At 53.9% G+C, this 12,230-nt stretch carries 7 protein-coding genes; 6 read left to right on the top strand and 1 reads right to left on the bottom strand.

The window, feature by feature from the left end:
• The first annotated feature begins 223 nt into the window (after window positions 1-223).
• Window positions 224-2,926: an aconitate hydratase AcnA gene (gene acnA / locus E6072_RS02295; RefSeq protein ID WP_316693440.1), complete on the top strand. Its 2,703-nt coding sequence runs from the start codon at window positions 224-226 to the stop codon at window positions 2,924-2,926.
• A 307-nt stretch (window positions 2,927-3,233) separates the two neighbouring features.
• On the opposite strand, the gene E6072_RS02290 is transcribed toward acnA, so the two are convergent.
• The gene (locus E6072_RS02290) at window positions 3,234-5,030 is read right to left on the bottom strand and encodes a chloride channel protein (RefSeq protein WP_316693439.1); all 1,797 of its coding nucleotides are present in this window, start codon (window positions 5,028-5,030) and stop codon (window positions 3,234-3,236) included.
• A gap of 96 nt (window positions 5,031-5,126) precedes the next feature.
• Here E6072_RS02290 and dxs point away from each other — a divergent pair, with 96 nt between their 5' ends.
• The 5 genes from dxs to E6072_RS02265 all read left to right on the top strand — a co-directional run bounded on the left by dxs (window position 5,127) and on the right by E6072_RS02265 (window position 12,229).
• Window positions 5,127-6,998: a 1-deoxy-D-xylulose-5-phosphate synthase gene (gene dxs, locus E6072_RS02285; RefSeq protein WP_316693438.1), complete on the top strand. Its 1,872-nt coding sequence runs from the start codon at window positions 5,127-5,129 to the stop codon at window positions 6,996-6,998.
• A gap of 147 nt (window positions 6,999-7,145) precedes the next feature.
• Window positions 7,146-8,108: a sugar-binding domain-containing protein gene (locus tag E6072_RS02280; RefSeq protein ID WP_316693437.1), complete on the top strand. Its 963-nt coding sequence runs from the start codon at window positions 7,146-7,148 to the stop codon at window positions 8,106-8,108.
• A gap of 42 nt (window positions 8,109-8,150) precedes the next feature.
• Window positions 8,151-9,212, top strand: coding sequence for a glycerol-3-phosphate dehydrogenase (locus tag E6072_RS02275; protein ID WP_316693436.1), 1,062 nt, complete (start codon window positions 8,151-8,153; stop codon window positions 9,210-9,212).
• Window positions 9,213-9,447: 235 nt separating this feature from the next.
• A complete protein-coding gene (locus E6072_RS02270) occupies window positions 9,448-12,042 on the top strand; it encodes an HAD-IIA family hydrolase (protein ID WP_316693435.1) in 2,595 nt (864 codons plus the stop codon).
• A complete protein-coding gene (locus E6072_RS02265) occupies window positions 12,026-12,229 on the top strand; it encodes a hypothetical protein (RefSeq protein WP_316693434.1) in 204 nt (67 codons plus the stop codon). The genes E6072_RS02270 and E6072_RS02265 overlap by 17 nt, the downstream gene beginning before the upstream one ends.
• Window position 12,230 lies beyond the last annotated feature (1 nt).

The following is a 12,230-nucleotide window of genomic DNA, read 5'->3' as shown; positions in this document are numbered from 1 at the left end:
CCTGGATTTTAGAGAAGGTATCTTACCCGCGGGCTGAGGAAGGGTGCCGCTCTTTCTTCAGCCCGCGTAATCATCTGCTCAGGTGATAAGGGGTTTTAATTCTCCGGGATGCCGCTTTCTGCCTGCTGTAAGTGGAAAAAAGTTCTTAACACTGGCATTCGCGCGCTCCGCAAAGTATCTTGATGTCAAGAGAAAATATTTTGATTACCTGCGGGAGGTTGCAATGAGTTTGAACAGCTTTGGCGCCGCGACCCAGCTTGAAGTCGGCGATAAGAGCTATAAAATCTATGACCTAAAAGCGGTGCCCGGCACCGAAAAATTACCCTACTCCCTCAAAATCCTGGCAGAAAACCTACTGCGTAACGAGGATGGGGAAAATATCACCAAAGAGCAAATCACGCAGATCGCGAACTGGGATCCCGAAGCGGCACCCAGCCAGGAAATCCAGTACAGCCCGGCGCGGGTCTTAATGCAAGACTTCACCGGCGTTCCCTGCGTTGTCGATTTGGCAACAATGCGGGATGCAGTCGTGAAACTAGGTAAAGATCCTGACCTGATTAACCCGCAAGTACCAGCAGAAATGGTAATTGACCATTCGGTGCAAATCGATGTATTCGGCTCTAAAGATGCCGTGGAAAAAAACATGGACATCGAATATCAACGCAACCAGGAACGTTACCAATTTCTGCGCTGGGGACAGGGCGCGTTTGAAAACTTCCGGGTAGTACCTCCGGGAACCGGGATTGTGCACCAGGTAAATATCGAATACCTGGCGCGGGTAGTATTCGCCGATAAGGACGAGGACGGCGCGCTGGCTTACCCCGATACTTTGGTAGGTACCGACTCCCACACCACTATGGTTAATGGTCTGGGCGTCCTAGGCTGGGGTGTTGGCGGGATAGAGGCCGAGGCCGCCATGCTCGGCCAACCAGTGTCAATGCTGATTCCGCGGGTAGTGGGCTTTAAACTGACCGGCGAAATCGCGCCTGGCGCTACCGCCACCGATGTGGTGCTCACCATCACTCAAATGCTGCGTGACCATGGGGTAGTCGGCAAGTTCGTAGAGTTCTATGGCGAGGGCGTAGGGGCAGTTCCCCTAGCTAACCGCGCCACTATCGGCAATATGTCTCCCGAGTTCGGTTCTACTGCCGCTATCTTCCCCATTGATGAAGTCACTATTGATTATCTGCACCTGACCGGACGTAGCGAAGACGCCTGCGCCCTGGTGCGCGAATACGCAAAGCGACAAGGACTGTGGCATGATCCCTCACGCGAGGCACGTTATAGCGAATATCTGGAACTAGATCTGTCCACTGTAGTGCCCTCGATCGCCGGTCCGAAGCGTCCCCAAGACCGCATTGAACTGGCAATGGCCAAAGATTCCTTCAAGAAGATTCTGCCCGACTATGTGGCGGGCGATAAGACCATTGATCCGGTTTTGATGCGTCCTACCCGCCCCACCCAGGTGAAACTGAGTAGTGGGGAAGAAGTAGCAATGGATCATGGCAACGTGGTGATTGCTTCCATCACTTCCTGCACTAACACTTCTAACCCCTCGGTGATGATGGCGGCTGGTTTGCTCGCCAAGAACGCCGCTGAAAAGGGTCTAAAGCCCAAGCCGTGGGTGAAAACCTCACTGGCGCCTGGCTCCCAAGTGGTGCGCGACTACTACGAAAAAGCTGGTCTGATGCCCTATCTGTCACAGCTGGGCTTCGATGTTGTCGGTTATGGCTGCACCACCTGTATCGGTAACTCCGGCCCGCTGCCCGAGGAAGTACACAATACGGTTGCGGACGCAGACCTGACCGTGGTGTCGGTGCTGTCTGGTAACCGCAACTTTGAAGGGCGGATTAACCCGGATGTAAAAATGAACTATCTAGCATCCCCGCCACTAGTAATTTCCTACGCACTAGCTGGGACGATGGATTTTGATTTTGAAACCGAGGCTCTGGGTACAGATAACCGCGGGAATCCCGTCTATCTGCGCGATATTTGGCCAGCTGCCGAAGAAGTAGAAAAAGTAATCGGAAAAGCTATTGACCGCGATATGTATCTGCAGGATTACCGAAGTGTCTTTGAGGGTGATCACCGCTGGCAATCGCTGGAGGTAGCCGATTCACCCACTTTTGCCTGGGACGATGATTCCACTTATGTACGCCGGGCGCCTTTCTTTGAAGGAATGCCGGAAACCCCGAATCCGGTACAAGATATTTCCGGAGCTAAGGTGCTGCTGAAACTAGGAGATTCGGTAACTACCGACCATATTTCTCCCGCAGGTGCATTTGCCGCCAAGACTCCGGCTGGTCAATACCTCAGCTCCCACGGAGTGGAACGGCGCAACTTTAACTCCTATGGTTCGCGGCGCGGGAACCACGAAGTGATGATGCGTGGCACTTTCGCGAATATCCGCATCCGCAACCAGCTACTGGACAATGTCGAGGGCGGTTTCACCAAGGACTTCACCAAAGCCGAGGCTCCGGTAGTACCGGTCTATGATGCTTCGGTGTCCTATCGGGAAGCTGGAGTTCCGCTAGTGGTGCTCGGAGGCAAAGAATACGGTACTGGATCCTCCCGTGACTGGGCAGCTAAAGGCACCTTGCTGCTGGGGGTTAAAGCCGTGATCGCCCGGTCTTTCGAACGGATTCACCGCTCCAACCTGATTGGTATGGGAATCTTGCCGTTGCAATTCCCCGAGGGAGAAAGTGCCGATTCCCTCGGCCTGGACGGAACTGAAACCTTTGATATTAGCGGGATTACCCAGCTTAACGAAGGGGTAACTCCGCAGGTTATGAAGGTGAGCGCAACTAAGAGTGATGGCTCCGTCGTAGAGTTTGACGCCACCGTGCGAATCGACACTCCCGGTGAAGCCCAGTACTATCGCCACGGTGGCATCCTGCAGTACGTACTGCGCAACCTAGTTGCCTAGTTAATCGCTACAAAACTAGGTATCTAGTAACAGGTCACCGTATCCGGGGTGACAAAAGCGCTCGGGGGACCCCGGTGATTCTTGCTTCGCTCGAATCAAGCCCCCTCTCGCATCTTTTGTCACCCCGGATTTTTGCTGTATACCGTTTTCGTAGAGGGTAGAAATAGTGCTTGAGCAACTATAAGCGCATGTAATACGGGTTAGATAAAGATGAATTTCAACGCAGAATTGCAGAAGCTCGATACCCGATTTGGGGACTAGCGGATGTCGCGGGTCTCTCGCATCTTTCACCACGCCCAGAGTGGCATTAGTGGTGGCGATGTTTCCAGCGTTTGCGAATGCGCTTGCCTAGGGAGTCGCCTAGCTCGCGTTGGTTAAGCGCGCTGGTTTGCTGCCGGTAAAGCTTGACGATCAGGTCGCGTCCTCGTATATAACCCAAGACTTCTTGAGAGCGTCCCACTACCGGCAGGTTCGAAAGGGAGGATTCTGCCAGCTCTTTGAGGATTTGACTAGGGAGTTCAGTGGGGGTGCAGAAAGCTGCAGTTAAGGGGATTTCCCGCAAAGGCGTATCCTCGCCGCGTTTGTCGATCTCGTGCCCGAGCAGCAGGGCACTCACCGAGCCTTGGAATTCCCCCTGAGAATCTACCACCGCCAAAGAGGTTTCTCCGCTATTTTCCAGGGCTCTTTCCGCCTGAGCGAGGGTAAGCTCCTGACTTAAAAGCTGAGGCGGCTCGTGCATCAAATCCGATGCGGTGGAGCGTCCCAATAAAGTATCCGACACCGGGTCTGACAGCCGGTCACCGCGGCGGTGCAATTTTTGGGTATAAATAGTTGAGCGGGTCATAAATAGGGAAATTCCGGTGGCAATCCCTACCGCCAGCATCATCGGTAGAATTAGAGAATACTGCCTGGTCATCTCGATAATAATGAACACCGCGGTTAGAGGTGCACGGGAGGCAGCCGCGAAAGCCGCCCCCATCCCGATTACTCCATAAATGGCAGTTGAAGAAGCCGACCAAGGCTGGACTAACTGTCCCACCGCCATCCCGGCACAGGCACCTACAAAAAGAGTAGGACCGAACACCCCGCCCACTCCTCCCATAGAAATAGTGAAAGAGGCACTCACGGCGCGCCCAAAAAGTAACGCTAGAATCATCCAAACCGGAAAATCATCCGAGAGTACCCGCAGCTGTACGCTTTCCCCAGTGCCGTAGAGTAAGGGAAAAAAGTAAAGAAATATTCCCAGAACCAATGAACCAGCGACCGGGCGAAACCAAGCCTTCCACTGATAAACCAGGTCGATCCCATCCCAAACCAGGTAGAGAAGTTTCGAAAACCCGATCCCCGCCAGGGTGGCTACCAAAGCCGCCACCGCCACTAGCAGGTAATCGCTATGGGAAAACACGTCCAAGGATTGGCTGAGGGGCACATTGGCCTGATCAGGCAGAAACTGCTGCGATATAAGGGAGGCCGAGACGGAGGCAAACACAATGAACACAAAGTCCTCGGCGCTGAGGGTACCGAGTATTACTTCGAGCGCGAAACAAGCACCAGCCAGGGGAGCATTAAAGGTAGCGGCAATTCCCGCGGCGGCCCCACAGGCACAAAGGAACATTAGGCGTTGTTTGCTAAGGCCCAGGCGGGTACCTACCCAAGAAGAAATAGCCGCGCCAATCATTACAATCGGCCCTTCCCGCCCCGCATTTCCCCCTCCTCCCAAAGTCAAAGAAGCCGCAAATAACTTAACCAGGGCGGTGCGTCCGGGAATCCTTCCGCCTTTGCGGCGGACAGCGAACATCACTTCCGGGACGGCATGCCCGCGGCTGCCAGGAGTGAAATACTCCACTACCGGTCCATATAGCAGGGCAGACAGTACGGGAACTGCAATAATAAACGCCGGTGCTAAACCGAGGAATCCGTGGGCAGCTCCCGCATGAGCCGGGTAATCGCTGTAACCGGTTACCAGGTAACTCCAACCTGCTATTAGGTAATAAAAACCTACTGCTACCAGCCCTACTATCGCTCCGATGGTGATCGCCAAAGCGGTGAGTCCCGCGCGGGAGCTCACAAAAGAATTGGCACGTTCGGAAGGTTTTTTACCCATGGTTTCAGTTTGGCGCGCCGGGCGGGCTGGCGCAAGTAACTAGTAGATTAATCCATCCAAGCCCTCATTAATACAAAATGTGGCTAAACTGGCTGGGTGGCAAAAATACTCGATCGGATAAATAACCCGGCAGATTTGCAGAAGCTTTCTAGCCTAGAGCTGGCAGACCTGGCGGGGGAGATTCGGTCATTCCTGGTAGAGAACGTGGCGAAAACCGGGGGGCATATGGGGCCTAACCTGGGGGTAGTGGAACTAACGATTGCACTCCACCGCATGTTTTCTTCCCCCACTGACACCATTATTTTTGATACCGGGCATCAAGCCTATGTTCATAAAATCCTTACGGGACGCAAAAATTTTGCCCATCTGCGCACGGCGCAAGGGCTGTCGGGTTATCCTTCGCGGGCGGAATCTGTACATGATGTGGTGGAAAATTCCCATGCCTCTACCGCGTTGTCTTGGGCGCAAGGGGTAGCGGAAGCTAAAGCTCTTAAAGGAGATCGTTCCTATACGGTGGCAGTAATCGGTGATGGTGCCATGACTGGGGGAATGACCTGGGAAGCTTTGAATAATATCTCTGAACGTCCCGATCTCCGCTTAATTATCGTAGTTAATGACAACGGTCGTTCCTATGAGCCCACTATCGGGGGTCTGGCTCATCATCTGGATGCATTGCGTACTTCTCCCGCCTATGAGAAGGCATTACGTTGGGGAAAACAGCATCTGAAGTCTCGCGGTAAACCCGGTGAGATCACCTATGACGCGCTGCATGGAATTAAACGCGGAATGGCCGACCTGGTTTCTCCCGAACAAGTAATGTTTTCCGATCTGGGAATTAAATATACCGGCCCGGTTGACGGTCATGACATTGTGGCCACCGAGTTCCAGCTTGCCCGGGCGAAAGAGTTTTCCGGACCGATCATTGTGCATGTCATCACGGAGAAAGGCCGCGGGTATTCTCCGGCAGAAGAAAATGATGCGGATCATTTCCATACTGTCGGCCCGATTCATCCCGAAACTGGCTTGCCGGTAAAGAAGGAACGCTTCGGGTGGACATCGGTATTTGCGGAAGAAATTGTGCAGCTAGCTAAACGTAATCCCAAGATTGTAGGGATATCGGCGGCCATGATGGAGCCGGTAGGTTTAAAACCGTTGCGATCTCAGTTCCCCCAGCGGGTATTTGACGTGGGGATCGCGGAGCAGCACGCGATGACTATGGCAGCCGGTCTTTCCTTTGCCGGGTGTCACCCGGTTATTGCTCTTTACGCTACCTTTTTAAACCGGGCTTTCGATCAGCTGTTAATGGATGCGTCCCTGCATAAACAAGGTATTACCGTGGTTTTGGATCGCGCGGGTATTACCGGAGCTGATGGGGCTAGTCATAACGGGATGTGGGATCTGGCGATCGCCGCAATGATTCCCGGAATTAGGGTAGCCGCGCCTCGGGATGCCAGTACCTTGCGCAAACTATTGGGGCAGGCAGTTTCGATTGAGAACGGACCTACGATCGTCCGTTATCCCAAGGGGAGTGTGCCTGCCGATATCAAGGCGGAAGCAAACGAAAATGGCCTGGATATTTTATTCCGGGTTTGTGGTACTGGTAAGAAAATTTTGGTGGTGGCGGTGGGTGCCATGGCAGATCCGGCTATCTCCCTGTCAAAAGAACTTGCCGGGCGCGGGCATACGGTCAGGTGTGTAGATCCCGGTTGGGTAATCCCAGCTTCTCCGGCGTTGTTAGCCCAGGTGGAGTCCGCTGATTTAGTGGTTACTATAGAGGACGGGGAAGTAACCAATGGGGTAGGAGCTTTACTGCGTACCACTTGTGCGGGAAATAATTGTTTCACCCCGATTAAATCTTTTGGTATTCCTAGAGCGTTCTTACCCACGGATTCGCGCGATAATTTGTTGGAAAGCTCGCATATGACGCCCTCGACGATACTAAAGGAACTAGCAGACCTGCTTGACTAAGTCTTGGCACTGTTGAGCATGGCTTTTCACCAAGATACAGCAAGGTAGTATCCGTTGTGCACTTTTGTTGCAAAAGGTTGGTTTTGGCAATTCTGACCAAGGGGAACGGCTTAGGCTGATAAAAGCAAAGAAAAGCAAAGGGAGACCATGAGCGGCGAAGAATATCGAGTAGATCTGCTGGTGGAAGCAGCGCGCATGTACTACGAGAATTCTCTCACCCACGCCGAGATTGGTAAAAAGCTTGGCTTTAGTCGCTGGACAGCCTCCCGTTTAATTCAAGAAGCCCGTGACCGCGGAATTGTGCGGATAACTATTGAGCCCCCGCAGGCCGAGCACTATGAGATCGAGCAAGCCCTAAAAGAGTATTTTGATCTGGATAGAGTGATAGTGGTTCCGCAAGAAACCGGAGAGAACGCTACCTTTCGCGCAGTGGCGCGAGCTGCAGCCCGGCATTTGCAGTCGCTGCGTCCCCAGCCCCGAACCCTGTCTGTTTCTTGGGGGAAGACGATTGCCCGAGTTGCCAGAGAGCTTCCGGATCAGTGGTCTCGGGGCACTACCGTGATCCAAACCAATGGCGGACCAAGCTACACGCAAGACAATTTTGTATCCGAATCGATCCGTACCATCGCAGAAAAAGCCGGAGGGTTTGGGCGAGTGCTACCAGCGCCAGCCCTGGTAGGAGATAGCCGAATTGCGTCTGCTCTGCGCAGTGACTTTTCTATCAAGGCAACCCTGGAGGCGGCAGCAAACGCTGATGTGATCTGTTTTTCACCGGGAAAACTAGAGGCAGACTCAGTGTTGGTGCGTTCTGGTTATGTTTCTGAACAGGGACTACAAAAACTTATTTCCCGCGGAGTAGTAGGGGATCTGCTATGCCGATTTGTAAATGCTGAAGGTCTGCCCGCGGATCTAGAGCTAGATAAGTGCACAATTGGTATTAGCCTGAAAGCCTTAAAGGAGGCACGCATGAAAGTGGCAGTGTCTTCCGGTAGTGGGAAAACCGCCACCACCATGGCTACCTTAAGAGGCGGATATGTGGACACCTTAATAGTGGATTCGGGTCTGGCACAGTCGCTATTGAAATCGGCTGAAATACCCACTGAAAAATAATGTAGGAACACCTGATTAGCAACACCCTGAGGAGAAAACAAAATGGCAAAGATTGTAATGCTGGGATCGGGAATCATGGCAACCGCTCTTTCTTTCCCCGCCAGTGAAAACGGTAATGAGGTGCGCCTGGTGGGTACCCATTTGGATCGGGATATTATCGACTCTATAAAAACCAAAGGTATCCATCCTGACTTGGGGCTAAAGGTTAACGATGGGGTTAAGGCGTATCAGTTAGAGGATGCAGAAGAAGCTTTCGCAGACGCAGACGTGGTCATGTGCGGGGTTAATAGCTTCGGGATCGAATGGGCTGGCGAGCAACTGGCCGGATTGCTGAAACCGGGACAACATGTACTGTGTATTACCAAAGGGATGCGCGCCGACGAGGATGGCACCATGCATATTTTGCCGGAGGTACTCAAGAAAGCGGTAGGCCCGGAGCTCGCCTCGCAAGTTTCCTGGTCAGCCATCGTTGGGCCTTCTATCGCCGGAGAACTCGCGGTTCATCACGACACCTGCGTAGTCTTTTGCGGAGAAGATCAAGAAGTATTAACCAAACTGGCTGAAATGTTCCGCAGTGATTATTACCATGTATGGACTTCCACCGACTTCATCGGGCACGAAACCGGGGCAGCGACTAAGAACATTTACGCGTTTGCTGCCGGATTCGGCGACGGCTTGCTAGATAAAGAAGGTAAAACCGATGCCAAATATGTGCGCTTCAACTATGGAGCTGCCGTATTTGCGCAAGGACAAAAGGAGCTCCGCCAATTTGTGCAGCTACTTGGGGGAGAGGCCGTAACCGCTGATGGCCTGGGCGGGGTTGGCGATATGTTCGTAACCTCTATGGGCGGTCGCAACGTTAAAGCCGGCCGTTATGTAGGCTCGGGAGTACCTTTCTCTGAAGTGCGCGATTCCCTCATGAAAGGGGTAACTCTAGAGGGAGTCGCCGCGATTCAGGTAATCGGGGCGGCGCTCAAACCGCTGACGGAGCGGGGAGTAATCAAAGAGGAAGACTTCCCTCTGTGCCGCTACCTGTACTCGGTAGTAGCTGAGGATGCGCCCCTAGAAATGCCCTGGTCGCTCTTCTTTGGAGGAGAGCGCTAAGGGGAAGTGCAAAACAAGTTTTCTGGCTGGTGAAGTAGGCTTTAGGGCGTTCTTCACCAGCCAGAATTTCATTGGAAACCATAGCCGGCTCCCTAGGCGAACCTGTCCTTGGCGCCTAGGGCGAGCATGCGAAATAGTGAGGATAGACAACCTTTTAGAAGCAGCTTCGGGGCGCTCTTTACGCTTAGAATAGAAGGAAGTCGACTAAGCAGTAGTAAAAGATAAGGATCTAGAGTTGAGCAATTTTAATCAGCATGGTGGCGGACGCGAACCTCAATGGCGTAAGCGACGTTCACAAGCGGGCGGCGGGCACGGTTCCGGTAATCAACGCAACTACTCAGATTCTTCAGGCGAGCGGCAAGGCGATCGCGACAGCTATCGCCGGCGCGGAAGCTCCGAGGGAGGATACCGCGAGGGAGGACACCGCAAAGACAACCGTCGGGGTGGCAAGTGGCAGGATCGGCGCGGGGGTAATTCTCGCAATGATCGTAATGATCGTCGCGGCTCCTACCGGACAGACCGGGAAGATAATAGGGGAGGACGCCGCAACTATCGTGATGACCGCGGGGTCTCTCACGGAGCCGGGGAGCGTTCAGGGCGCTCCTCCTATCGCCGGGGGGAGAAAAATGAGGCAGGCTCACGCCGGGGATTCAACCGGGGTGGTAGGCGCTTTGACCGCGATAACCGCCGCGATAATCGACGGGATGAACACCGGGAGCGGGAAGCGCAAGCGCCTCGCTCAGGAAAACATTCCTTCGGGGTTCGGGATTCCCGTTACCGCGCCAAAGAATGGCGCCACGATAATGAACCCCAGATTCCTGCGGCAGTCAAAGCTTCTGACCTGGATAGAGAATCTCGGGCAGCCTTATCTTCGCTAGATCCGGACAATGCCGAAAAAGTGGCGCGTCATCTGGTGATGGCGGGCTCGCTGCTAGATGTAGACGCCGAAGAAGCCTACTTGCATGCCAAGGCGGCAGTTAGCCGGGCAGGTCGGATCGGGACGGTGCGGGAAGCCTGTGCGCTGGCAGCTTACGCCAGCGGTAAATATAGCGAAGCGCTACGGGAAGTACGCGCTGCGCGCCGCTTAGATGGGACTGACAGTTTGCGGGCGATTGAAGCGGACTGTGAACGCGGACTGGGCAAACCCGAGAAAGCTCTAGAAATTATTTCCGAAACCGACACTTCCGCCTATGGTCTTTCCGACCTGGTGGAACTAGTCATCGTGCAAGCGGGAGCGCGCCACGATTTAGGGGAATCTGATGCAGCCCTCCTGGTGTTAAACCAGTTCTTAGAACAGCAACAACTGGAAGAACCAGTACTTTTGGCAAGGATTCTTTCCTACAAGGCCGACCTGTTGCGCGAACTCGGCAGGCAGGAAGAAGCCGACCAGGTTGCCGAGCAAACCCCAGAGGTTCCCGACACGGTAGCAATTGTTGATCTGGAAGAAGTGCTCGAAGCCGACAACCCTTATGTGCCCTCTGATCTGCGCGGAAGTCGTAAACCTTTAGTGGAGACTGCCGATGTGCTCCTCATTGATCTCGATGGAGTTTGCTACGCCGGTACCCGCGATATTCCTAATGCGGCATCCGGTTTAGCGGCGGCGCGGGAAACCGGCATAAAGTTCCAGTTCGTAACCAATAATGCCTCCCGTAACCCGCAGCAGGTGGCGGAAAAGCTCCAGGGGCATCAGATTGCCGCAGCTCCGGAAGAGATCATGACGGCGGCGATGGATGCGGTAGAAATCCTCACCCAAAAAATTGAACCCGCCTCCAAAGTGTTGGTGGTCGGGACGCAAGCGCTGCGTGATACCGTCGCACAAGCCGGGTTTGAGGTAGTTAGCAAGGCCAGCGAACAACCGGCGGCGGTAATCCAGGGTTATGGAGCTGAAGTAGGCTGGGTCGAGCTTTCAGAGGCTGCTTATGCGATCAATGCTGGCGCCCTGTTTATGGCCACTAACCTGGATGCTACTTTGCCCACTGAAAAGGGGTTTGCCTTGGGGAATGGTTCCTTGGTGGCAGCGGTAGAACATGCCACGGGACAAAAACCGTTCGCCGGAGGAAAACCTTTCGCGGGGATTTATCGGAAAGCGGCATCCCATGCAGGCGCTAGTAAACCTCTAGTGGTGGGAGATCGTCTCGATACCGATATTGCAGGAGCAGTTGCTGCCGATATGCTCAGTTTCCATGTGCTCACCGGGGTTTCTGATGCCAAAGCCGTGGCATTGGCGTACCCCGATAGGCGCCCCTCCTATCTGGGGTTGGATCTTACGGATCTAACCCGCGCGCATCCTGGCCCGGTGCATCAACCTACTGGAGCTTGGACTAGCGGGGAATCTGCCGCTTTTATGGTGGCCGAAGATGGACGGGTGATGCGCGAAGATGAACCGGTAGATAACGGGGCAGTCCTCAGTCTGGAAGATTATCGCGCACTAGTCGCCGCCGTGTGGGATGCGCGTGACCAGGGAGTGTTTGTCCATCTACCGGATATCGAGGTAGTACGCGAGGTGGAATCTCCGGATCCTGATTTATCGGAAGAGGATGAACCTCCGGTAGCGGAAGAATCCGCAAGTTCCGTAGACGGGAACACAGAAATTCTGGATTCTGCGCCCTCGGAAGATGAAGCAGATGTGCAAGAAGAGGTAGCGGAAGAATCAGGGGAGAAGACCCCACAAGCGCAGGTAACCTCGAGTGGACCGGCACTGGCAGCGAAGCAAGCGCAGGAAGTAGCTGAGGTAGCAGAGGCAGCTAACGGTGATGAGGGAGTAGACGGGGAAGACCTGCAACTTGAGCTGCTGCTTCCCGGTGAGGTTGACAGTGAGCAACAGCAGTAGCCTTTCCGACGATCCAGAAGACCTGGAACTAGCAGCCCGAAAATCCGATATCGATCAACTATTAGGCAGTTGGCCGACTGAAGCCGGCAGCATCTATCCGCAAGTTACTTTAAGCGACCTGGAGACGGCAGCAACCAAATTATCTGCCGCTTTGGATTCTCTAAATGCCCAGATAGAAAGAAAATAAT

The organism is Varibaculum cambriense (assembly GCF_032557235.1).
GTDB classification, from domain to species: Bacteria; Actinomycetota; Actinomycetes; order Actinomycetales; family Actinomycetaceae; genus Varibaculum; species Varibaculum cambriense_C.
Note: the sequence above shows the minus strand (reverse complement) of the source record. Positions and strands in the feature narration are given on the sequence as shown.